Origin of the sequence: Klebsiella quasivariicola (genome assembly GCF_002269255.1) — a bacterium.
Taxonomy (GTDB): domain Bacteria; phylum Pseudomonadota; class Gammaproteobacteria; order Enterobacterales; family Enterobacteriaceae; genus Klebsiella; species Klebsiella quasivariicola.
Genome location: NZ_CP022823.1, coordinates 2,599,145 through 2,622,066 on the forward strand (window position 1 = coordinate 2,599,145; position 22,922 = coordinate 2,622,066).

Consider the following 22,922-nt stretch of genomic DNA (forward strand, 5'->3'; position numbering starts at 1 on the left):
GCAGTGGAGCAGAATGATCACGACGGTTAACAACGCAGGGTTTAATTCATCAAGACGGCGAATGTAATGTAATATGTCCAAAAAACTGCAGCGCCAGGCGAACCCACACAATGACACCCTTACACTTTCATAAATATCACGGGCTGGGTAATGATTACCTGGTATGCCATCGCGACGTTGCCGATCAGTTGAGCAACGAGCATATACAAATTCTGTGCCATCGCCACTATGGCGTGGGATCGGATGGCCTGCTGATCGACAGCGGCGATCAGATCAATCCCACTCTGCGTATTATCAATCCGGACGGCTCCGAGGCGGAGAAAAGCGGTAACGGGCTACGGATCTATGCGCGTTATCTTTTTGATATCGGTCGTGTCGGCCATGAGCCCTTTCTGGTACACACGGCGGGCGGTGACGTTTATTGCACTGTGCATGGCGATGTTCATCAGATTAGCGTCGACATGGGGCGGGCGAATTTCAATCCGGCGGCGCTGCCCGCCTTAGTGAATTTGCCTGAGGCGGTGAATTATCCTTTGCCGCTGGCGGATGAAACCCTGTCCGTCGTGCTGGTCTCCATGGGCAATCCCCACTGCGTTGTTCTCGTCGATAAGCTCGATCTGGCGCAGGTTCATCGTTTAGGACCGCAAATCGAACACCATTCCTTGTTCCCCAAACGCACCAATGTCCAGTTCGTGGAAGTTATCGATCGCCATACGCTGAAGATTGGTATCTGGGAGCGGGGCGCGGGGTTCACGATGGCCTCCGGGAGCAGCAGTTGTGCGGCTGCCAGCGCGATGCGCCGGTTAGGGAAGGTGGACGATCGGGTGGATGTCAACATGCCTGGTGGTCAGCTGCACATCGCCTTCGATGCGGATTTTCAGGTCCGTATGCGTGGCCCGGTGCATAAAATCGCCAGCCTGACGCTGGATAAAGACTGCTTTGTTGGCGGCAGCGCCATCTTCACTGGCGCTGCATAACCGATGGCGCGGTCAGCCTGAAATTAATTCTCCTGAGGATCTGCCGACGGCCCGTTTGCCGAACAAACGATGGTGGCATGGTCCCACCAGGCATTGTGCTTAACGTTGGTGGCAAGGACGGTAAATTGCGCCTGCTGTATCTCATTCAGTAAAGCCGGGAGGGGTTTAAGCGTACGCCAGGGCTGCCCCTCTTTCAGGAGATGATGCCTGGCAGGATCGTAAGTGGCGAGGTCTTCAGCATAACGAGGAAGCCCGCACATCGAGCCGATCACCAGCCGGCCTGCGGATTTCAGCAATCTTCTCGCCTCGGCGAAAAAACGGCGACGCTCATCTTCCAGCAGACAATGTAGACAGCTGCCATCAATGATTAAGGCATACTGGGCATCCTCACATTGGGAAAGATGACAGACGTTGCCGACGAAAAATGTGGCGTCCAGACCCGCTTGCTGAAAACGGTCTTCTGCCCAGCGGATCGCCGTTTCGGACACATCAACACCCGATACGGCATAGCCTCTTTCCGCCAGATACTGGGCTGCCATGGCACCATTGCCACATCCCAGTTCAAGTACCGGCGCGCCGGGAGCGGGTAAATAGCCATGGGCATCCAGCCAATGAAATGTTTTTTCCTGTTGTATCTTTGCCCGGGCAAAACCATCACCCGCCCAGGCGCTGGCTCCGTTGGCTAACAGTTGTCTGTAGCGTGCTTCATAGGGGTTCATCCTGAAAACACCTTTTATCATTGATAAGCATCACTACTGTATACGCCATTTAACATTGATATAAGTATTCGTTTGGCTACCAGGGAGAAACAGAGATGAACATCAACGTGGTCGGCACCAGCGGCTCAGGCAAATCCACCCTGGCCCGGCGCCTGGCGCACCGGCTGGGGCTGCCGTGGATCGAGCTCGATCGCCTGTACTGGCGGCCGAACTGGCAGGGCGCACCGGATGAGGCGTTTTTCGCCGCTATTGCCGCCGCGACGGCCACGCCGGGCTGGGTGCTGGATGGCAATTATAATCGCAGCCGCAGCGTTAAATGGCGCGAGGTGGATCTGGTGATCTGGGTAGATTATGGCTTCTGGCGCACGTTGCGCCAGGCGGTATGGCGGGCGGCGAGCCGGGCGTGGCGGCATCAGGAGCTGTGGCCGGGCACGGGCAACCGCGAGAGCTTTCGTCGTTCGTTCTGCAGTCGGGAATCCATTATCCTGTGGACGCTGAAGACCTGGCGGCAGCATCGCCGACGCTATCTGGCCGATATGCAGGATCCGCAATATCGCCATATTCGCTTCGTCCGGGTGCGTAATCCGCGGCAGGCTGAGGCGCTGCTGTGTGAGCTGGAAGCGCAGCGGTCAGCCGGGCATATCTAATTTTCAGCAGTACACATGTGAATTAATTGTTTCTCAATAGTTAGCAGAGATTTTAATAATGCAGGCACGTACTTTCATATGAGCCTGCGAAATGTCTTATCGAATCAGTATCCTGGATAAAAGTCCGCTTGCCCCCGGGGAAACCGCTGCGCAGGCGCTGGCGCGTACATTAACGCTGGCGCAACACGCCGAAGCCTGGGGCTTTCACCGCTTCTGGGTCGCCGAACACCACAATACCGATCAGCTGGCGAGCCCCTCGCCGGAGCTGGTTATCGCCTGGCTGCTGGGCCACACCCGGCGCATTCGCCTCGGGTCCGGCGGCGTCATGCTCCAGCACTACAGCCCCTATAAGGTCGCGGAAAACTTTAACCTGCTCGCCGCACTCGCACCGGGTCGCATCGATCTCGGGGTGGGCAAGGCGCCTGGCGGCCTGCCGCTTTCCACCCGCGCTCTGCAGCAGGGCCTGCATCAGGCGGAGAAAGGCACCTTTGCCGATCAGCTGGCGCAGCTCGATAACTGGCTGTCACTGACTGAGCCAGGGGGAGAGGAGAGCCTGCGCGCCACGCCGATCCCGCCGCGCCGGGCCGACGGTTTCCTGCTCGGCGCCAGTCTGGAGAGTGCTGAACTGGCCGCCCGTCTTGACTGGAACTTTGTCTTTGCCGCCCATCTCAATGGCGACAGCGCGCTGCGCCGTTCCGTGTTCAACCGCTGGCGCGAGCTCAGCCCGCGTGAGGCGATTGTCGCCGTGCAGGTGGTGGTGGCTGACGATCCGGCCACCGCCGCCGCGCTGGCGCAGCAGGTCGAGGTGTGGGGCGTCGAGCTGGAGAACGGCCAGCGGGTGACCGTCGGCAGCGAGGCTCAGGCCGCCGCTTTTGCCCGCCAGGCCGGCAGCCGGCCGACGCGCATCCACCGCCGCGAATCCTCACTGATCTCCGGTACTCCCGAACAGGTTAAAGCCCGGCTTGACGCGCTGCAGGCGGAAGATCAGCTGGATGAACTCATCATTGATACCCCTATTAGCGACGGGCCAGCGCGCCTGCACTCCCTGCGCCTGCTGGCGCAGGCTCACTACGGCAAGGAGGTGCTGAATGTCCTTTGAACAACAACTGATTAGCTGGCGGCGCGAGCTGCACCAGAACCCGGAGCTCTCCCTGCAGGAGGTAGCCACCACCGCGCGGATCCGCGACTGGCTGCAGAGCGGCGGGCTGACACTGCTGCCCTACGATTTGAAAACCGGGCTGGTCGCCGAAGTCGGCAGCGGCGACAAGGTGATTGCTCTGCGGGCGGACATCGACGCGTTGCCCATCGAGGAGGCGACCGGTCTGCCTTACCGCTCGCAAAATGAAGGGGTGATGCATGCCTGCGGCCATGATATTCACACCAGCGTGATGCTGGGGGCGGCGCTGCTGCTGAAGGAGCGGGAAGCGGAACTCCCGGGGCGGGTACGGATCCTGTTTCAGCCGGCGGAGGAAAATTTTGGCGGGGCGAAAACCCTGATCCGCGCTGGGGCGCTGGAGGATGTGTCGGCGATCTTTGGCATGCACAATGAGCCCGGCCTGCCGGTGGGGGAATTTGCCACCCGCGGCGGCGCGTTCTACGCCAACGTCGACCGCTTCGTCTTCAAAGTGACCGGGAAGGGGGCGCATGCCGCTCGCCCACATGAAGGAAAGGATGCGATCCTGCTCGCCAGCCAGCTGGTGACGGTGCTGCAGAGCGTGGCCAGCCGGGAAGTGAACACCCTCGACTCGGTGGTGCTCAGCGTGACGCGGATCCAGGGGGGCAATACCTGGAACGTGCTGCCGGAGAGCGTCGAGCTGGAAGGGACGCTGCGCACCCACAGCAGTGACGTGCAGCAGCGGGTCAAGGCCCGGGTCAGCGAGATCGCCGCCGGTTTCGCCAGCGCCTTTGGCGCACAGATTGACGTCTTCTGGTATGCCGGCCCGACGGCCCTGGTCAACGACGCCCGCTGGGCCGACTTCGCCAGCGACGTGGCGGCCCAGGCCGGGTACCGCACCCATCACGCCGATCTGCATCTCGGCGGCGAAGATTTTGCGGTCTATCTTCAGCATATTCCCGGGGCGTTCGTCAGCATCGGCAGCGCCAGCGAATATGGTCTGCACCATCCGGCATTTAATCCGGACGAACGGCTTATTGCGCCCGCAGCGCACTATTTCGCCCGTCTGGCGGAACAGGCATTACAACATATTTAATGGATGACAGGGGAAGGGGTAGCTATGTCTGGAAATCGACAATTGCGTCTGGGAACGATATTACATGGCGCATCGGGAAATATGTCCGCCTGGCGTCATCCGGCGGCGCAGGCGGACGCCAGTATTAATTTTGACTTCGTCACACAGACGGCGTTAAAAGCGGAAGCGGGGAAGCTGGATTTTATTTTTGTCGCCGACGGTTTATATATTAACGAAAAATCGATTCCCCATTTTCTAAATCGCTTCGAACCTTTAACGGTACTTTCCGCGCTGGCGGCGGTCACCCGGCGTCTGGGGCTGGTGGGGACCTTATCCACTTCCTACAGTGAGCCGTTTACCACCGCTCGCCAGTTCGCCAGCCTCGACCATTTAAGCCAGGGACGGGCGGGATGGAATGTCGTCACTTCCCCGCTGGAGGGGTCGGCGAAAAACTTCTCCCGCGCCCAACATCCGGATCATGCGCTGCGCTATCGCATTGCCGATGAGTATCTGCAGGTGGTGAAAGGCTTATGGGATTCGTGGGAAGAAGACGCCTTTGTGCGCAATAAAGAGACTGGCCAGTTCTTTGATAAAAATAAACTGCATACGCTCGATCACCACGGCGATTTCTTTAAAGTTGCCGGGCCGCTGAATATTGCCCGCACGCCGCAGGGCCGACCGATTATTTTCCAGGCCGGCGCGTCGGACGACGGCAAAAAATTAGCCGCACGCCACGCCGATGCCATTTTTACCCATCAGGACTCGCTGGCCGAGGCGCAGGCATTTTATCGGGATGTCAAAAGCCAACTCGCCGCATATCAGCGCACCCCGGATCAACTGCATATCTTCCAGGGCGTCAGCGTCATCGTCGGGGATGACGCCGAGGATGCGGAACGTCAGTACCAGACTACCGCGGCGCTGGTTTCCATCGAGGATGCGCTGAATTATCTCGGGCGCTATTTCGAACACCACGATTTCTCGCAGTACCCGCTCGACGAACCTTTCCCGGATATTGGCGACCTGGGACAGAACAGCTTCCGCAGCACCACCGACGAGATTAAACGCCACGCCCGCGAGCGGGGATTAACCCTGCGCCAGGTGGCTCTGGAGGCAGCGAGCCCACGTCCGCGCTTTACCGGCACCGCCAGCGATGTCGCCGATGGCCTGCAATTGTGGTTCGAACAGCATGCGGCGGACGGTTTCATTATTCAGGGCGGCACGCCGGAAACCTTCCCGCGTTTTGTGGATGAGGTGGTTCCGCTGCTTCAGGCGCGTGGACTGTTCCGTCGCGACTATCCGGGCACCACCCTGCGGGAAAGTCTGGGTCTGGCGCTACCCGCTAATCAATTCCAAAAATAATAAAAGAGAATCACGCTATGCAGAAAACAACACTCTTGCTGGCCGTCGCGTTGGCATTTAGCGCCTCGTCGTGGGCCCAGGACGTCAGGATCAATGGCACCGGGGTGAGCCTGGAGGCCAACAAAACGCCGATTCACACAGCGAAAAATCCGCAGGCCATTGCCCTGTTGCCGAAAGACCTGCATCTGGCGGTGCCGGGGAAATTCACCGTCGCGGTGGCGGCCCTGAACTCACCGCCGCTGACGGTCTTCGCCGATGACAACAAAACCCTGCTCGGCAGCGAGACGGATATCGCCCGGCTGGTGGCGGAGAGCCTCGGAATGGAAGTGAACGTGGTTCCCACTTCATGGGAAGACTGGCCGCTGGGCGTCACCTCCGGCAAATATGATGCCGCAATCAGCAATATTACCGTCACCAAAGAGCGTAAAGAGAAGTTCGATTTCGCCACCTACCGCAAAGACTCGCTGGGCTTCTACGTCAAAAGCACCAGTCCGCTGAACAAAATTGACAAGGCGGAGGATATCGCCGGGCTGAAGATTATCGTCGGCTCCGGTACTAACCAGGAGGCGATCCTGCTGGCGTGGAATGCGGAGAACGTCAAAAAGGGGCTGAAGCCGTTTACCCCGGTTTACACCAAGGATGATGCCGCCCAGACGCTGGCTCTGCAAACCGGACGAGCCGATGCCTTTTTCGGCCCCAACGTGATTGGCGCATGGAAGGCGGCGCTGTCCGGCAAAACCAAACTGGTGGGCAGCGTCGATGGCGGCTGGCCGAAAGCGGCGCATATCGCGGTGACGCTGAAAAAAGACAGCGGGCTGGTGAATGCCGTCCAGGCGGCGCTGAACGGCGCTATCGCCAGCGGGGATTACGCCAAAGTGCTTAACCGCTGGGGTGAAGGAGTGGAAAGCATTCCGCAATCGGAAATCAACCCGCCCGGACTGGGCGACTGACAGGAGGCGCGATGAGCGAAGCATTCCGCGATATTTCTCCGGACGCCCCGGAGCTACAGCCGATTATTAGCGGGCTGTTTGCCGAATACGCCGCCCGCTACGGCGACTATTTTTCCCGCGATGCGGAAGTGGAGTTGAGTGAGTGGTATGTGCCGCCGCAGGGGCTGTTTATCGTCCTTGAGCGGGAGGGCGAAATTATCGCCACCGGCGCTTATAAGCCGAAAGATCGCCACACCGCGGAGATCAAACGTATCTGGACGCACCGCGACCTGCGCCAGCAGGGGCTGGCGGCGAAGGTGGTTCAGGAGCTGGAGCGGCGGGCGGTGCTGGCCGGGTACAGCCATATCTACCTGACCACCGGCTTCCGCCAGCCGGAGGCGGTAAAGCTCTATCTCAGCCAGGGGTATGAGGCGCAGTTTGACCTCACGCGCGACCCGGAAGAGTACAGTCAGCCGCCCTACGATGGCCGGTTGCGGTTCACTAAAGCGCTGGCGGTGAGCGCCTTCAGTCACAGCGCCTGAGGAGGCATGATGCATTCATCTGAAACAATCAAAGTGGTGCCGGCGCGCTATCCGCTGCGGGTAGTCGGGGCGCTGGTCGCCCTGCTGGTGCTGGCGGTGGTGATCCAGTCGGTGGCCTTTAACCCGCGCTGGGAGTGGGGCGTCTTCGCCCGCTGGTTCTTTGACCCGGTGATCCTCGAGGGGCTGGGACAAACCCTGCTTCTGACCCTGCTCGGCACGGTGCTGAGCGTGATCTTCGGCGGCCTGCTGGCGCTGGCCCGCTTATCCTCATCGTGGCTGCTCAGCAGCCTCGCCTGGAGCTATATCTGGCTGTTTCGCTCGCTGCCGCTGATTGTGGTGCTGATCATTCTCTATAACTTTTCCTACCTCTACGACACCCTGTCGCTGGGGATCCCGTTTACCGGCGTCACCTGGGCCAGCTATCAGACCATTAACGTGCTGGGGCAATTCTCCACGGCGGTGGTGGGCCTGACGCTGGTGCAGAGCGCCTATACCGCGGAGATCATTCGCGGCGGCTTTTTGGGGGTCGACCATGGGCAGTATGAAGCCGCCGCCGCGCTGGGGCTGCCCGCCTGGCGACGTACGCTGCGCATTATTCTGCCGCAGGCGTTGCGCACCATTCTGCCCTCCGGCTTCAATGAGATCATCAGTCTGGCCAAGGGAACGGCGATGGTGTACGTCCTGGCGATGCCGGAACTGTTCTACACCATCCAGATGATCTACAACCGTACCCAGGAGGTGATCCCGCTGTTGATGGTCGGCGCCGCCTGGTATCTGGCGATCACCAGCGTCCTCTCCGCCATTCAGTATCTGGTGGAACGCGCCCTGGCGCGCAGCGAGCGTCGCTCGGCGGTAAACAGCGCCCGCAGCAGCCGTCTGAATCAACCCGCACGTCAACCACAGCCGCAGGAGGCCGTTCATGCCCAGCTCTCATAATGGCCATATCTCTATCACCGGGGTCAGCAAATACTATGGCCGCCACAAGGCGCTGGACGATGTGTCGCTGGAGATCCCCCCGGGCACGGTGACGGTGATCCTCGGCCCTTCCGGCTCGGGCAAGTCCACGCTGCTGCGCACCATAAATCACCTCGAACGTGTCGATGAGGGATTTATTCAGATTGATGGCGACTATATCGGCTATCGCCGCAAAGGCGACAAGCTGTATGAGATGAAAGAAAAGGAAATTCTTCGCCAGCGGATCAACGTCGGCTACGTGTTCCAGAACTTTAACCTGTTTCCGCACCTGACGGTGCTGGAGAACCTGATTGAGGCGCCGATCGCCCACAAGCAGGTCACGCGCAAAGAAGCCATTGCCCGCGCCTGGGAGCTGCTGGACGTCGTCGGACTGCGCAATAAAGCCGACGCCTGGTCGCGGCATCTCTCCGGCGGGCAGCAGCAGCGTATCGCCATTGCCCGGGCGCTGGCGCTGGACCCGCGGGTGATCCTGTTTGATGAGCCCACCTCGGCGCTGGATCCCGAGCTGGTGGGCGAGGTGCTGGATGTTATCAAGAAGCTGGCGCGCTCCGGCACTACCCTGGTGGTGGTGACCCATGAGATTGGCTTTGCCCGCGAGGTGGCCGACCAGGTGGTGTTTATGGTCGACGGCAGGATCGTCGAGCAGGGCAGCAGCGACGAGGTGCTCAACCATCCGCAGCATCCGCGTACCCGACAGTTTTTATCCAGGGTGCTGCCGTCATGAAAAGAGCGCTAATGACCCTTATTCTCAGCGCTTTTGCCATGAGCGTTCACGCGGCGCTGGATCTGCGCGCCAATGAGCAGCCATTGCCGGTCACCCGTGACCCGCAGGCGATAGCGAAAATCCCGCCGGGCTATCGCTTCGTCGAGCCGGGGACGCTGACGGTGGCGATCTCGGCGCTCAATTCGCCGCCGCTGGCGCTGCTGGCCAGCGACAACCGCACGCGGATCGGCAGCGACCCGGATATGGCCCGCCTGCTGGCCGGAAGCCTTGGCCTGAAGCTCAGGCTGGTGCCCACCGCGTGGGAGGACTGGCCGCTGGGCATCGCCTCCGGCCGCTACGATGTGGCGCTGATCAATATCGCGGTGACCGAGAAGCGCAAAGAGAAGTTCGATTTTGCGACTTACCGGGTGGACTCCCTGGCCTTCTCGGTGAAATCCACCAGCGACATCGCCGCGATAAACGGACCTGCCGACCTCGCCGGGCGCAAAGTGATCGTCGGGTCCGGCACCAATCAGGAGCGGATCCTGCTGGGCTGGAACGAGGACAACCGCGCCGCCGGACGGCCGCAGGCCCAGCCGGTCTACCTGACCGATGATGCCTCCGGCAACCTCTATATCCAGTCCGGGCGGGCGGATATCTTTTTCGGCCCGCAGTCGGTGGCAGCCTATAAAGCCGCCCTTAACGGCCAGACCCGGGTGGTGGGCCTGGGGCCGAAAAAAGCGTGGGTGGCGACGACCACTAAAAAAGGCAACGGTCTGGTCTATGCCCTGCAGGCGGCCCTCGACGGGGCGATTGCCCGCGGTGAATATCAGCAGGTGCTGGCGCGCTGGGGAGAGCAGGGCGAAGCGGTGACGCAGTCGGTGGTCAACCCGCCGGGGATAACCTACTAAAAAACCGCTGTTTCGCCGGAGTACGATGCGAAACAGCGGAGGCGAATGCTCGCCAGGGTCATCAATCAAACGGTGCGCGGAGTGAGCGTCAAGCGATCCAGCGGCCCAACGATGAACAGATAGGAGAACAGGCCCAGCACGCCCATGGACCCGACGTAGAGGATGGCGTAATCAAATGAGTGGGTATTGGCGAGGATCACCCCGATGACCAGCGGGGTAATGATGCTCGCCAGGTTGCCGCACATATTGAACACGCCGCCGGCAATACCGAGCATCTCTTTTGGCGAGGTGTCGCTCAGCACGCACCAGCCGAGGTTTCCGAAACCTTTGGCAAAGAACGCCAGACTCATGGCGGCGATCACCACCACTTCCGAAGAGGTGTAGTTGGCGACGACAATGATGCAGGAGAGCAGCATGCCGCAGATCACCGGGAGCTTACGGGCGGTGGTCAGACTGTAGCCGCGTTTCAGCAGCCAGTCCGAAAACACGCCGCCCAGCAGGCCGCCGATAAAGCCGGCTATCGCCGGGATACTGGCGACAAACCCGACTTTGAGGATTGACATGCCTTTGGCCTGGTAGAGGTAGGTCGGAAACCAGGTGAGGAAGAACCAGGTAATCGAGGTGACGCAAAACTGGCCGATATAAACCCCGATCATCATGCGATTGACACAGACGCTTTTAATCTGCGCGAGGGTTAATTTTTGCTGCGTTTTCTGACTACCTAATTCCGGTACGCCGCCGCCTTCACGAATATAATCGAGCTCCTGTTGGTTAATTTTAGGATGATGTGAAGGATCCTTCACTTTTACCAGCCAGAATATCCCCAGCACCACCCCGATAGCGCCAATATAATAAAAGACATAGTGCCAGCTTAAATTATGCAGAATGATGGTCATCAGCGGCGTAATAATGCCCAGCGAAATATACTGCGCCGCCTGATAGACCGAGGTGACAAATCCACGCTCTTTATTGGGAAACCACTGGACGCTCAGGCGACTGTTGGCCGGAAAGGCGGGCGCTTCAATGGTGCCCATCATCAGACGCAGGATCACCAGCACCACCAGCGGGCTGGCAAACAGATAAATAGTGCCCTGGAACATAGTGACGACCGACCAGCCAATCAGCGCGCAGCCATAGACCAACCGCGAACCATATTTATCCAGCAACCAGCCGCCGGGGATTTGCATAATGACGTAGGAAATACCAAACACCGAAAAGGCCAGGCCCATGGCTTCAGGGTCAAAACCTAACTCTTTACTCATAATGGGCGCGACAACGGACAGAGTGGCCCGGTCAGCATAATTAAATACGGTCGCGAGAAATAAAAAAAGTAATATGCCGTAACGCACGTTGCTGCGTTTTAGTTGCTGTTGCATGTTATTCAACTTCTTTGCAGGGTTGTGAAGACACGTCATCCTCCATGCCGCCTTGATGCTGGCTGCAGGATTTCGTGTATAGCGAGTACAGCGGGTCAGAGGTTTATCCCCGGTGACGCTGCGCTTACCGGGGCTACGGGTCCTCAGTGGTCTGCGGACCGGTAGCCCGGATAAGGCGTTGGCGTCATTATCCGGGGAACGTGATTACGGGCGTGTTCCGAACTCGCAGCTCTGCTGGGTCCAGCGGCGCGCCTGCTCGCTGAGGGTGAAGCCCAGACCATGGCGTTCGGAAACCCACATCCGCCCATCGCGCAATTCTAACTGCTCGTTAAACAGCGGGTTCAGCCACTCGAAGTGCTCCAGCCATGGCTCCAGCGGGTAAGCGGCGGCGAGATGCAGGTGCACCTCCATGGCAAAGTGCGGGGCCAGCTTGCGACCGTGCTTCGCGGCCAGATCCATTATTTTCAGGAACGGGGAGATCCCGCCGACGCGAGGGGCATCTGGTTGCACGAAGTCGCTGGCGTTGCCGAGGATCAACTGCTCATGTTCGCGGAAGCTGGTCAGCATCTCGCCGGTGGCAATCGGCGTATCCAGCGCGGCGGCCAGCTGCGCGTGGCCTTCAACGTCATAGGCATCCAGCGGCTCCTCAATCCAGATCAGATTGAACGGCTCCATCTTACGTCCCATGCGGATGGCGGTTTCGCGATCCCACTGCTGGTTGGCATCGACCATCAGCGGAAAGTCATCGCCCAGCACTTCACGCACCGCCGTCAGACGACGGATATCCTCGGCAGTATTAGGCTGACCGACTTTCAGTTTAATCCCGCCGATGCCGTTTTCACGGGAGATAGCCACGTTTTTCAACACCTGATCCAGGGGGGTATGCAGGAAGCCGCCGGAGGTGTTGTAGCACTGCACGGAATCACGATGCGAGCCCAGCAGTTTGGCCAGCGGTAGACCAGCGCGCTTGGCTTTCATATCCCACAGGGCAATATCGATAGGGGAGATAGCTTGTACCGCCATTCCGCTACGGCCGACGGAAGCCCCGGCCCACAACAGTTTGGTGTAGATCTTGTCGATGTCGTTTGGATCTTCGCCAAGCAGATTATCGGCTATCTCTTTGGCGTGAGCGTAAATGCCCTGGCCGCCCGCACGTTTCGAGTAGCTAAAGCCGACACCGGTAAATCCATCCCGGGAGTGAATTTCCGCGATGATAATCGCCACTTCGGTCAGCGGTTTTTGGCGACCGGTCAGCACTTTGGCATCGCTGACGGGGGTGGCCAGCGGCAGAAAAGCCAGCGACAGTTTCACGTGGTCAATGCGGTCACCGGTTTCAGCGGCGGTTTTGACGCCGAAAGCTTTGGCGTAGGTTACGGACTCGGAATTGGCGCTTGAGGTCATAGTGGTGTCCTTTTTGATAACAAAATGATTGCGCTATCATTTGTGATAGTGAAATGCTTTGACGCTACGCTAGTGGTTTTAATTTGTACAAACGATCACAATTGGCCGTTATAAAGGCGAAAAATTTGCTGTGCAGGTCACAATCCAAAACAGTTTGTGAAATGTGACAAGTTAAAATGATAGCGATAACATTATGGGGCGCAGGTCATTGATTCTGTTAGGGGAGACGCGGCGGGCGCTGGCAATTGCGTGGGGCATCATCAATAATGCCCACAGGAAACGACTTAACACAGGGGCTTAGCCGTGAAAAGCAAAAAGCCGACGCGGGCGCCGACGCTGGAGGATGTGGCTCGCAGCGCCGGGTTGTCGCCGATGACGGTCAGTCGGGCGCTGAATACACCCCAGCTGGTCAGGCCAAAAACGGTAGAGAAAGTGATGCAGGCGGTGCAGGCGACGGGCTATATCCCCAATGCGCTGGCCGGGGGGCTCGCCTCCAGGCGCAGCAAGCTGGTGGCGGTCGTGGTGCCGCAGATCAATAACAATATGTTTGTCGATACCATCCAGGCGCTAAGCGATACTCTGGCGGCGCGCGGCTACCATATGCTGCTGTGCGTGGCGGGCTATGACCGACAGACCGAAGCCGAGCTGGTCTCCACCTTACTGTCGCGGCGCCCCGATGGCGTGGTGTTAACCGGCATCCAGCATGCGCCGCTGTTAAAGAAAACGATTCTTAACGCCGCCACGCCGGTGGTGGAAATCTGGGATCTCACCCCGACGCCGCTGGATATGCTGGTCGGTTTTTCCCATGAAAAAGTGGGCGAAACCATTGGCGAGTACGTGCTGGAGAAAGGCTATCGGCGTCCGGGTCTGCTGTGGGCGGGCGATGCGCGCGCGATGTTGCGTAAGCAGGGGCTCTGTGCCCGACTGGCTAAAAAAGGGCTGGACGATGCGCCTCAGGTTGAAGTGCCGCTCCCGGCGTCGCTGGCGCTGGGGCGGCGCGGTCTGGCTGAGCTGCTGGCCGCCGGCGAGTTTGATGTGATCATCTGCAGCTCAGATACCCTCGCCCAGGGGGCGATTATGGAAGCCGAAAGCCGGGGGCTACGCGTACCGCAGGATCTGGCGGTGATCGGATTTGGCGATCTGGATTTCGCCGCCAGCAATCGTCCGGCCATCACTACCGTCAGCGTCGACCGTCATGCCATCGGCGAACGGGCCGCTACGTTGCTGGCCGACCGTATCGAAGGGGGAGAAGAAAGCGGGTTGATTATAGATATCGGCTTTCAGCTGGTGGCGCGGGAATCGGCGTAGCCCTGCTTTTTCAGGGCGCAATATGCCGGGTGGGTGAGCGGCAATTTTCTGCCTACACTTAGGCTTTACCCTGGAGGCAGCCCATGATAACCGTTTATGGCGTGCCGGGATGGGGCTCGACGATTAGCGAGCTGATGCTCTCCCTGGCCGATATTCCCTACGAGGTGGTTGACGTCGAGGGCTTTGACCAGCCCGGCCCGGCGCGCGAGCGTCTGCGGCAGATTAACCCGCTGTGCCAGGTGCCCACCCTGCAGCTGGCCGACGGGAGCATCATGACTGAAACCGCCGCCATCGCGCTGATGATCCTCGACCAGCGTCCCGATCTAGCCCCCGCGCCAGGGACGCCGCAGCGTCAGCAGTTCCAGCGTCTGCTGGTCTGGCTGGTGGCCAACGTCTATCCTACCTTTACTTATGCCGATTACCCGGAACGCTGGGCGCCCGCCGCCGCGGAGCAACTGGTGGAGAATTGTCGCCAGTACCGGAAAACTCTCTATCTCTGGTTCGAACAGCAGCTGGCCGCCGGGCCGTGGGCGCTGGGCGCGTCGGTAACGTTGCTGGATTGCTATATCGCGGCGATGTACAGCTGGGGGCCGCGGCAGACGTGGTTTAACGACCACACGCCAAAATTCGCCGCCGTCGCCCGGGCGGTCTGTCAGCGACCGGAGCTGGCCGCGGCGCTGCGCCGCAACAAGCTGATTTAACGCACGTGATGCCAGCCAGAACGGCCATTCTGTGGTAGCGTTATGGCTCTGACCACAAGGAGTCTTTGCTATGCCGCATGTAGATATTAAATGTTTTCCCCGTGAACTGACTGACGAACAGAAAACCGAGCTGGCCGCCGACATCACTGAGGTGCTGATCCGCCATCTGAACAGCAAAGAGAGCGCCGTCAGCGTCGCGCTGACTCAGGTTGAGCCGGAGGCGTGGCAGGCGGTGTGGGACAGTGAGATCGCCCCGCAGATGGCGCAGTTGATTAAGAAACCGGGTTATAGCATGTAATTGCCACTGGCGGGCGTGATGCCCGCCAGTGACGCTCGGTCAGAACCAAATCTCCGTCTGCACGCCGAAGTTCCATGTCCCGCCGGCGGTAAAGCCTTTGCTGCCGAAATCGTCATTTATCGCGTAGCGATCCAGGGCTTTATCCCAGTTCATCCAGGTGGCAAAGAAGCGGATTTCCGGCCGCGCTTTGATATCAAACACATCGCCCACTTTAAAAGTGGGGGCGAAGGTCAGCTTGTAGAAATCGCCGCGCACCGCCTGATACTGATAAACGTTGTCATTATAGCGATAGCTGCGCCCGTTCGGATTGAGATCCATATACTGCCACGAGGCCTCATACAGCAGGGCGAAGTGGGCGGAGATCCCTTGCGATACCCGCAGGTTAAACGTCGCCCAGTCGTAGCGGTCGCCGTCGCGATAGCGGTCTTCGCTGTGTTGGGCTATCACCGACGGCGCCAGCTGCCAGTTTTTCCCCAGCGGCAGGATACCGTACGACGCAAAGCGCAGGGAGGCGGCATTCTCGGTCAGATCGCCATCGCTCCCCGGCTGACGCGCTTCGGCGCCCAGCCCGACGCCGTATTGCAGCGCACTTTCCGACACCCCCGGCGCCAGGCCGTAGAACTGCTGTTTGTCGTGCAGGGCCAGCATCGCGTAGTAGCCGTTTTTGGCGGTGTTATCGCTGCGCAGCGCATAGCTTCCGGTAGTTGAAGTATTATCTTTCAGGTCATCGTTGCCCTGGGCGGTCATCACCGTGGTCATCAGCTGCCAGTTGCCATAAAAGTGGTTGGCGGTGAACAGCAGATTCTGGATGTCATTATCCGCGTAATTATCGCTGCCAAGGTCGCCGAAGTTACGTGCATACACCGAATAGTCGCCGCGCAGGCCGCTTCCCCAGTCGACATCATTGATCCCGCCGCCGGTACCGCCGAGGAACATGATGTCGCTATCGGTAAAGTGGATATCGAAGTTATCCCGATCGAAGCGCTTGCCGGCCCAAATCGAGGCGCGTTTTAACGGTCCGGTGAACTCGGCGAAGTCGCCCATCTCGACGTACAGCTGACGAATGTTCAGATGGTGGCTGTCGTTGTCCTGAACCCACGGATCCGGGTTGGTGGCCCCGTCGGCGAGCATGGTCTTAAAGCGCGCCCAAGAGCCATCGTTGAAGGTGAGCTTTTTGCCAAAGCTCAGCTCAGCGTAATTATCTTTTTCGTTGCCGAGACGGCCGACGTGGGCATCGCCATTGAGGGAGCTGGCCGGGGAGACGCCTGGCCCGCCGCGGGCGCCTTTACCATGGCTGTTCACCAGCATGCCGGAACGGGCATAGGCGTTAAAGGTAAAGCCGTCGTCCGGGGCGCGCTTCGCCAGCTGTTCACTCAGCTGCTGATTGGTGGCCTGCTGTTTTTGTTCGCGGGCCGTGGTCTGCTGGCTGAGGGCCTGCACCTGCTGCTCCGCCGCCGCGGCGCGCTGTTCGGCGGCGGCGGTTTGCTGTTCTGCCCGCTGCGCGCGGCGGCTGGCCTCGCTGGCCTGCTGTTCAGCGAGATTGAGGCGCGCTTCCAGCTGCGCCAGCCGTTGTTCCACGCTCAACCCGGCGGCGCTGACGCTGATGAGCGGAAAAAGGGCGCAGCAAATCGCTGCGCTAATCACAGAGATACGCATAAAAGTCCTTAATTTATCCAGAGGTTAAATCAGCGGGGCGCCTTACATGGCGGGGGATTCTCCGGTGGTCGGGGCCGGGGCTGGCGTGGCGCCGCGTCCGGCATCAAGGTCGGCACGGATCTGCTCATACTGATCGTCGAGACGGTAGAAGCGGCCCATCCACAGCATCGAGGCGAGGATCAACAGCGCCGGAATGTACAAATAGCAGGCCTTGATGGCCAGCAGGGCGCTGTCGCTCTGCATCTGGTTGGCGATATAGCCGCCGGAGGAGAGCAGCACGCCGGTGATGGCGCCGGCGCCGGCCATCGCCACCTTGCCGAGAAAACCGTTTATCGAGGTCAGGATACCCGCGGTATTAATCCCGGTTTTCCACACGCCGTAATCCACCGGGTCGGCCTGCATCGAGAAATAGATAGCCGTGCGCTGACCGGCGCCAAGGGAGAGGATCACCGCTCCGACGATCAGTCCCAGGGCGTGAGCGCCAGACAGCATCATAATCCCCATCCCCAGCAGATTGACCGCGCTGGCCACCAGATAGACATGACGTTTTTTCATACGCCGGGCCAGCAGCGGGACGGTGAGGGTGCCGAGCAGGGGAACGAAGGTGGAGATCCCGGCGATAACCGCCGTCAGCTCGGTATTCCCGACGTAATAATGGAAGAAGTACACCAGTGCCCCGGTCTGAAAGAAAAAGGCGCCCCACATCAGAAAGATATTGCTGGCGAAGACCCACCACGGACGATTAGCGCGCAGACTCACCCAGGCGCGTTTCAGGGTCATGCGCTCTCCGCTGAGCGTGATCTTTTCTTCAACGTTGCGAAAGCTCACCAGCAGGAAAAAGGTCGCCAGTACGCCAAAAATCACCGCGGTATAGAGGAATCCCTGCTGCTGGTTGCCCTTGCCCAGCGCACCGACCAGCGGCAGCGTAGCCACGGCGACAATGGTGGCGCCAAGGGAGCCCAGCAAAATGCGCACCGCCGACAGCGTTGTGCGTTCTGCGGAATCACTGGTTAAAAACGGCAGCATGGCGCAGAACGGAATGTTCACCAGGGTGTAGAGGAAGGACAGACACAGATAGGTGACAAAGGCGTACAGCAGTTTGCCGGTGGTGCCGAAATCCGGCACATAAAAGGCCAGAATACACAGCAGGCCAAAAGGCAGGGCGCCGATCAGCAGCCAGGGACGGCAGCGCCCCCAGCGGGTGGCGGTATTGTCGATTACCAGCCCCATCAGCACGTCGGCCACGCCGTCCACCAGCCGGGTAACCAGGAACATCAGGCCGACGTAATAGGCCGGGAGGCCCATCACGTCGGTGTAAAAGAACATCAGATACAGAGAGATCATCTGCCACACAAGGTTGCAGGAGAGATCGGCAATGCCATAGCCAAGGCGCTGCCGCCACAGGGTAAACGTTGTTTCTGCCATAAATCACTCGCTTATCGTTGTTGTTAAAGTCCGTACTGGCGAATAAACCAGGCCGGGGTACAGCTCCACGCATGGCAGTAACTGTTAATGAGCTTACTGCCATACGGGGAAAAGTCAGGATGCTGTGGGTCGAAAATTTCCCAAAAGGTGTCGGCGCCGTAGTCAACCATCGCTCCCCAGTAGGCTTTGATCTCTGCCACCGCCTCCTCGCGCAGATCGCACTGCAGCAGGGCGACAATGTGATGATGGCGCAGGTACGGGGTGTTCATGGCAATGGCCGGCGGCTGTTGCTGCAGGCGGCGCATCAGCGCCTGACGCTGCCCGGCGGTGCCAACCTCCGCCAGCACCAGCCAGATCTGCGACGCCCACGAGACCTGGCGCGCGGCGCCGCTGATAAACACCTGCCGCTCGCTATCCCACAGGTGGCGGAGGGCGGCCTCTTTCAGCTGCGCGAGCGTAGCGGTGTAGTCGGCTACCCGCTGCGGTTCAAAACGCTGCGCCAGCCAGAGGGCACGCTGCAGGCAGTAGATAAGCACCCCCTGCGCCGACGCCTGTTTATTCAGCTCTGCCTGCCAGTCGATAAATACCCACCAGTCATCGCTGTCGCGCACCAGACCCTGGGGATCGCAGCGGGTCAGCGCCAGCTCGATTTGCCGTCGCGCCGTGGGCCACAGTTCACGGGCGGTGTCCGTGTCGCCAGTGCTTTGCAGGTGGTTATAGAGCACGTCGACAAAAAACAATGAATAATCAAACAGAAAGGTGTCATCGGCGCGCACCTCCGGCTGAACAAAGACATTGGCGGAAACCATGCCATCTTCCCGGGTATGGCCGGCAAACAGGTACAGGCAGCGGCGGACCAGATCGTGGTGGCCGAAGGTGACGTCGTTCACCTGTGCCTGCAGGCGCAGGTCGCCCAGCCACAGCCGCCGGTCGCGTTTCGGCCCATCCTCAAATACCTCCTGCATGCAGTTTTTCAGGGTGCGAACGGCAACGTCATCAATGGCTTTCAGCTGCGGATCGGCGATTTCCGCCAGCTGCGGACTGCCGGCAGAGGTCACGGTGTCCAGGGCGATCTCATCGAACTGCAGACGAAACTTGCGCGACAGCGCTTTGACCTCCACCTTCAGGTAGCGCAGGCAGTAGCGACGCGGGAGAGCGACCCGGGCGGGCAGGACATCGAGCCACAGATCCTGCTGCTGCAACCAGCTGCTGCTCAGCCATCCCTGGTACTCACTGAACGGCTCACAGACTTCGCTCAGCGTCTCGCCGAAGGTGAAGTGCAGATGGGCCGGGGCATCCGGCGGGCTGCCGACGCTGCGGCAGCTGAACTGCAGGTAGCCAACAAAATGGCTGCCAAAATCAATAATGAAGCTGTCGCCGACGCGAAGCGGCTGCTGATAAAACTGCTCCGGCGTGCAGACGGTGTGTCCCCGCCAGCCGTTCAGCGCCGCCGGATCGGCGACGGCCTCGACGATGGCCTGCGGCATCTGGCGCTGGTGATGTAGCGCGGGCGTCAGGTCGGCCGCACGCTGTAAAAAGCGCGGATGGCGGATCATCGCCACGCTGGAGTTGTATTGAATTGCCTGTGACATACTGCGTCCTCTCAATTAGGTTAGGCGCAGCATAGGCCGTCGTCCGGCGACGGCACCACTCTGGCAATGCCAAACCGTCAGTGAAAATGGCAGGAATAATGAGGTGGGGGCGCTGGCGATCACAAATCCGCACATCGGGCGCGTGGCGAGGGCCGGAATAGATTATCGTGCCCCTGCGCCATAAGGTTGTTCAGGATTTGCTGTAATGATGACACTGACCGTTGAGTATTATTTCACCCATCCCCAGGATAAGCTCGGCATGTACGCCAGCGATCCGGAGGATAATAGCCAGGAGCATGGCCATGAGTTTGCCGAACTGGTGATCGTCGAGGAGGGGCATGGACTACACGTTATTAATGGCCGCCCGCTGTATATTCAGCAGGGCGATGTTTTTTACGTCCAGCCTGGCGATGTCCATTATTATGATGAGCTGGGGACGCTCAAGCTGATTAATGTGTTAATTAACCCGGGGGTGAGCTTTCACTATTTACAGCAAATGGAGGGATTGCTGCGGCAATTATCGGCGCAGCGCGCCGCCTGCTATGGCTGGCTGGCCCCGGAGACCCGCAGCTATTGTCGGGAACTGGTGGAAAAGATATTTTCCCCGGCGCTGAGGGCGGCGGATAATACCCCGCTACGGGAGTCTCTCTTTTTTCAGCTGGTGACCACCATTCTTACTGCCGAGTCGGAAGCGGAATACAGCAGCACCCGCTATAAGCTGCATAAATTACTGACCTGGCTGCAGGAACACTGTTTTGAAGATCATAACTGGCAGCAGCTGGCGGAGCAATTTCATCTCACCACCCGCACGGCGTTTCGCCATATTAAAGAGGCTACCGGCCTGACGCCGGATAATTATCTGAAACGTCTGCGGCTGGTCTCCGCGCGGGTCAAATTACGCGAAACGGAGATGACTATTACCGAAGTGGCTTATCTGTGCGGCTTTGCCAACAGTAATCACTTTACCACCCTGTATAAAAAAGTGTTTGGCCTCACGCCCAGCGCCGATCGCCGCCGCCCGCTGGGTTAAAAAGGGGGCCGCAGGCCGGGCAGGGGGAAAACCTGCCGCCCGCGGCAAGTGACGCTTATTCGTCGAGGGAGTTTGCCCGCACATGACGGCCGCTGGCGACAAAATTGCCGGTGCCAAGATGATGCAGGGTATTGAGCTTATCGTCGTCGAACTGCCAGCGTCCGGTGACGAACGCGCGCTCATCGGCGGCGGCAGACACCACCTCCCCGAACAGGGTGTCGTACTGGGTCTGGGCCGCCGTCGCCGGCAGCAGGCGGCACTCCATCCACGCCAGACACTTCTCTTCGATCAGCGGCAGCCCCAGCTCCGGACCGGTCACCACCGGAATCCCCCAGGCATTGAATTTGTCCTCATCGCGGCCGCTGACGCTGCCGACGGCGTAGGTCCAGCTGGCGGCGGCGACGCCGGGAACCACAATGCCGAAGGTGCCGTTGCGCTCGATGATCTCCCGCGTCCAGGTGCTTTTATCCACCACGATAGCCACCCGCGGCGGGGCGAACTCCACCGGCATTGACCAGGCGGCGGCCATAACGTTGCGCCGGTCGGACGGGGCGTCGTAGCTGGTGATCAAAATGGTCGGGCCGTGGTTGAGCAGGCGGCTGGCATACTGCAGTTCAACGTGGCGAAAGCGGCTCATAGGTGTTCCTTGAATAATGGGTCGGTTGGCAGATAACACGTTATGCCGCAATGAAAATGTAATCAATACGTCATCACGTCTGACGAGAGTCGCCAGCACTCACTCCCAAAGAGATCGCACGGTGTTGGCTCCCCTGATGTTATCTCCGGCGAGCGTGCCCCGGCGGATACCGACCCGGTCTGGTACAGATGCTCACGACGCGGGCGCTGAGGCAGCGCCGCACGCGCGGTTAACGGCAAGCGCACAAAAAAGACGGTCAACGCGGAAAAATAGGCTATAAATGTCGGACACCTACAGCTGGAGGCCTTGATGAGTCCCTTTTTACGCGCCTATTTTTCCCGTCTGGGCTGGACGGGGGAGCCTGATGTTTCCATTGATACCCTGCGCGAGCTGCATCTGCAGCATAACAGCGCCATCCCCTTTGAAAACCTCGACGTCCTGCTGCCGCGTGAGATCCACCTTGACGATCGGGCGCTGGAAGAGAAGCTGATTGTTGCCCGCCGCGGGGGGTATTGTTTTGAACAAAATGGCCTGCTGGAGCGCGCGCTGCGCGAGATAGGCTTTAACGTCCGTAGCCTGCTGGGCCGTGTGGTGCTGGCCAATCCTCCGCAGATGCCGCCGCGTACTCACCGTCTGTTGCTGGTGGAAGTGGCGGGGGAGCGCTGGCTTGCCGACGTCGGCTTCGGTGGCCAGACGCTGACCGCGCCGATCAAACTGCTGGCCGATATCCCGCAGCAAACGCCGCACGGTAGCTATCGTCTGGTGCATGAGGGCGATGAGTGGACGCTGCAGTTCAACCATCATGAGCACTGGCAGTCGATGTACCATTTCGATTTAGGCCGGCAGTATGCGTCTGATTATGTGATGGGCAACTTCTGGTCGGCGCACTGGCCGCAGTCCCACTTCCGCCACCACCTGCTGATGTGCCGTCATCTGCCCGACGGCGGCAAAATGACCCTCACCAATTTCCACTTTACCCACTGGGAGAATAACCACGTGGTGGAGAAGGTTGATTTTGCCGATGTCTCTGCGCTGTATGAAGGGCTGCAGACCCGCTTCGGGCTGGGCGTCGACGATCCTAAACATGGCTTCAGCGAAGCGGCGCTGGCGGCGGTGATGGCGGCGTTCGATACCCATCCGGAAGCCGGGAAGTAACTCTCCTGATACCCGGTGGCGCTGCGCTGACCGGGCCTGGGGGGTATGCGCCTGTGAGAGGCCCCTGTAGGCCGGATAAGGCGCAGCCGCCATCCGGCGAAATTACAGGTACCGTGCCTGATATCTTGCCCGGCGGCGCTGCGCTTGTGCGGGCCTACGAGGTATGAGCCTGTGAGAGGCCCCTGTAGGCCGGATAAGGCGATAGCCGCCACCCGGCGAAATTACAGGTACCGTGCCTGATATCTTGCCCGGCGGCGCTGCGCTTGCGCGGGCCTACGAGGTATGCGCCTGTGAGAGGCCCCTGTAGGCCGGATAAGGCGCAGCCGCCATCCGGCGAAATACCGTGCCTGATATCTTGCCCGGTGGCGCTGCGCTGACCGGGCCTGGGGGGT

General features: G+C 59.8%; 20 protein-coding genes and 1 pseudogene. 14 read left to right on the forward strand and 7 right to left on the reverse strand.

The features are described 5' to 3' along the window. Positions 1–110 precede the first annotated feature (110 nt). A complete protein-coding gene (dapF, locus tag B8P98_RS12990) occupies positions 111–977 on the forward strand; it encodes a diaminopimelate epimerase (RefSeq protein ID WP_095033103.1) in 867 nt (288 codons plus the stop codon). A 23-nt stretch (positions 978–1,000) separates the two neighbouring features. On the opposite strand, the gene B8P98_RS12995 is transcribed toward dapF, so the two are convergent. Then, on the reverse strand, positions 1,001–1,696 hold the full coding sequence (locus B8P98_RS12995; protein WP_095033104.1) for a class I SAM-dependent methyltransferase: 696 nt from the start codon (positions 1,694–1,696) through the stop codon (positions 1,001–1,003). A gap of 95 nt (positions 1,697–1,791) precedes the next feature. Here B8P98_RS12995 and B8P98_RS13000 point away from each other — a divergent pair, with 95 nt between their 5' ends. The 8 genes and pseudogenes from B8P98_RS13000 to B8P98_RS13040 all read left to right on the forward strand — a co-directional run bounded on the left by B8P98_RS13000 (position 1,792) and on the right by B8P98_RS13040 (position 9,951). Further along, positions 1,792–2,343, forward strand: a complete 552-nt coding sequence (locus B8P98_RS13000; RefSeq protein WP_025712673.1) for a shikimate kinase — start codon at positions 1,792–1,794, stop codon at positions 2,341–2,343. A 91-nt stretch (positions 2,344–2,434) separates the two neighbouring features. Further along, a complete protein-coding gene (locus tag B8P98_RS13005; protein WP_025712674.1) occupies positions 2,435–3,442 on the forward strand; it encodes an MsnO8 family LLM class oxidoreductase in 1,008 nt (335 codons plus the stop codon). Beyond that, positions 3,432–4,553, forward strand: a complete 1,122-nt coding sequence (locus B8P98_RS13010; protein WP_095033105.1) for a M20 peptidase aminoacylase family protein — start codon at positions 3,432–3,434, stop codon at positions 4,551–4,553. Before B8P98_RS13005 ends, B8P98_RS13010 begins: the two co-directional genes overlap by 11 nt. A 24-nt stretch (positions 4,554–4,577) precedes the next feature. Further along, positions 4,578–6,841, forward strand: a pseudogene (locus B8P98_RS31635) (NtaA/DmoA family FMN-dependent monooxygenase). An 11-nt stretch (positions 6,842–6,852) separates the two neighbouring features. After that, positions 6,853–7,362: a GNAT family N-acetyltransferase gene (locus B8P98_RS13025; protein ID WP_025712678.1), complete on the forward strand. Its 510-nt coding sequence runs from the start codon at positions 6,853–6,855 to the stop codon at positions 7,360–7,362. 9 nt (positions 7,363–7,371) lie between these two features. Then, positions 7,372–8,298 carry an amino acid ABC transporter permease gene (locus tag B8P98_RS13030; protein ID WP_025712679.1) on the forward strand — a complete coding sequence of 309 codons (927 nt, stop codon included), beginning with the start codon at positions 7,372–7,374 and terminating at the stop codon, positions 8,296–8,298. Then, positions 8,282–9,061, forward strand: a complete 780-nt coding sequence (locus tag B8P98_RS13035) for an amino acid ABC transporter ATP-binding protein (RefSeq protein WP_025712680.1) — start codon at positions 8,282–8,284, stop codon at positions 9,059–9,061. Before B8P98_RS13030 ends, B8P98_RS13035 begins: the two co-directional genes overlap by 17 nt. A gap of 38 nt (positions 9,062–9,099) precedes the next feature. Continuing rightward, positions 9,100–9,951 carry a transporter substrate-binding domain-containing protein gene (locus B8P98_RS13040; protein WP_167382695.1) on the forward strand — a complete coding sequence of 284 codons (852 nt, stop codon included), beginning with the start codon at positions 9,100–9,102 and terminating at the stop codon, positions 9,949–9,951. Between the two features lie 65 nt (positions 9,952–10,016). On the opposite strand, the gene B8P98_RS13045 is transcribed toward B8P98_RS13040, so the two are convergent. Beyond that, positions 10,017–11,327: an MFS transporter gene (locus B8P98_RS13045; RefSeq protein WP_095033107.1), complete on the reverse strand. Its 1,311-nt coding sequence runs from the start codon at positions 11,325–11,327 to the stop codon at positions 10,017–10,019. Between the two features lie 204 nt (positions 11,328–11,531). Then, positions 11,532–12,728: an L-talarate/galactarate dehydratase gene (locus tag B8P98_RS13050; RefSeq protein WP_012541576.1), complete on the reverse strand. Its 1,197-nt coding sequence runs from the start codon at positions 12,726–12,728 to the stop codon at positions 11,532–11,534. A 303-nt stretch (positions 12,729–13,031) separates the two neighbouring features. Here B8P98_RS13050 and B8P98_RS13055 point away from each other — a divergent pair, with 303 nt between their 5' ends. The 3 genes from B8P98_RS13055 (at position 13,032) to pptA (ending at position 15,035) form a co-directional block, all read left to right on the forward strand. Then, positions 13,032–14,036 carry a LacI family DNA-binding transcriptional regulator gene (locus B8P98_RS13055; protein WP_095033108.1) on the forward strand — a complete coding sequence of 335 codons (1,005 nt, stop codon included), beginning with the start codon at positions 13,032–13,034 and terminating at the stop codon, positions 14,034–14,036. An 83-nt stretch (positions 14,037–14,119) separates the two neighbouring features. Next, complete coding sequence (locus tag B8P98_RS13060; RefSeq protein WP_095033109.1) at positions 14,120–14,737, forward strand: glutathione S-transferase family protein; 618 nt, start codon at positions 14,120–14,122, stop codon at positions 14,735–14,737. Positions 14,738–14,807: 70 nt separating this feature from the next. Then, on the forward strand, positions 14,808–15,035 hold the full coding sequence (gene pptA, locus B8P98_RS13065; RefSeq protein ID WP_095033110.1) for a tautomerase PptA: 228 nt from the start codon (positions 14,808–14,810) through the stop codon (positions 15,033–15,035). Between the two features lie 39 nt (positions 15,036–15,074). On the opposite strand, the gene B8P98_RS13070 is transcribed toward pptA, so the two are convergent. The 3 genes from B8P98_RS13070 to B8P98_RS13080 are packed head-to-tail and all read right to left on the reverse strand — an operon-like array spanning position 15,075 to position 19,708. Then, a complete protein-coding gene (locus tag B8P98_RS13070; RefSeq protein ID WP_095033111.1) occupies positions 15,075–16,691 on the reverse strand; it encodes a carbohydrate porin in 1,617 nt (538 codons plus the stop codon). A gap of 42 nt (positions 16,692–16,733) precedes the next feature. Next, positions 16,734–18,116, reverse strand: coding sequence for an MFS transporter (locus B8P98_RS13075; RefSeq protein WP_025712686.1), 1,383 nt, complete (start codon positions 18,114–18,116; stop codon positions 16,734–16,736). Between the two features lie 23 nt (positions 18,117–18,139). Further along, positions 18,140–19,708 carry an alpha-L-rhamnosidase-related protein gene (locus B8P98_RS13080; RefSeq protein WP_025712687.1) on the reverse strand — a complete coding sequence of 523 codons (1,569 nt, stop codon included), beginning with the start codon at positions 19,706–19,708 and terminating at the stop codon, positions 18,140–18,142. 205 nt (positions 19,709–19,913) lie between these two features. Here B8P98_RS13080 and B8P98_RS13085 point away from each other — a divergent pair, with 205 nt between their 5' ends. Beyond that, entirely contained in the window at positions 19,914–20,738 is an 825-nt protein-coding gene (locus B8P98_RS13085; protein ID WP_025712688.1) for a helix-turn-helix domain-containing protein, read from the forward strand. A gap of 55 nt (positions 20,739–20,793) precedes the next feature. Here B8P98_RS13085 and B8P98_RS13090 read toward each other — a convergent pair whose 3' ends face one another. Continuing rightward, positions 20,794–21,375, reverse strand: coding sequence for a flavin reductase family protein (locus tag B8P98_RS13090; RefSeq protein WP_004151228.1), 582 nt, complete (start codon positions 21,373–21,375; stop codon positions 20,794–20,796). 309 nt (positions 21,376–21,684) lie between these two features. On the opposite strand from B8P98_RS13090, the gene nhoA reads away from it, so the two are divergent. After that, complete coding sequence (gene nhoA, locus B8P98_RS13095) at positions 21,685–22,530, forward strand: N-hydroxyarylamine O-acetyltransferase (RefSeq protein WP_025712689.1); 846 nt, start codon at positions 21,685–21,687, stop codon at positions 22,528–22,530. Positions 22,531–22,922 lie beyond the last annotated feature (392 nt).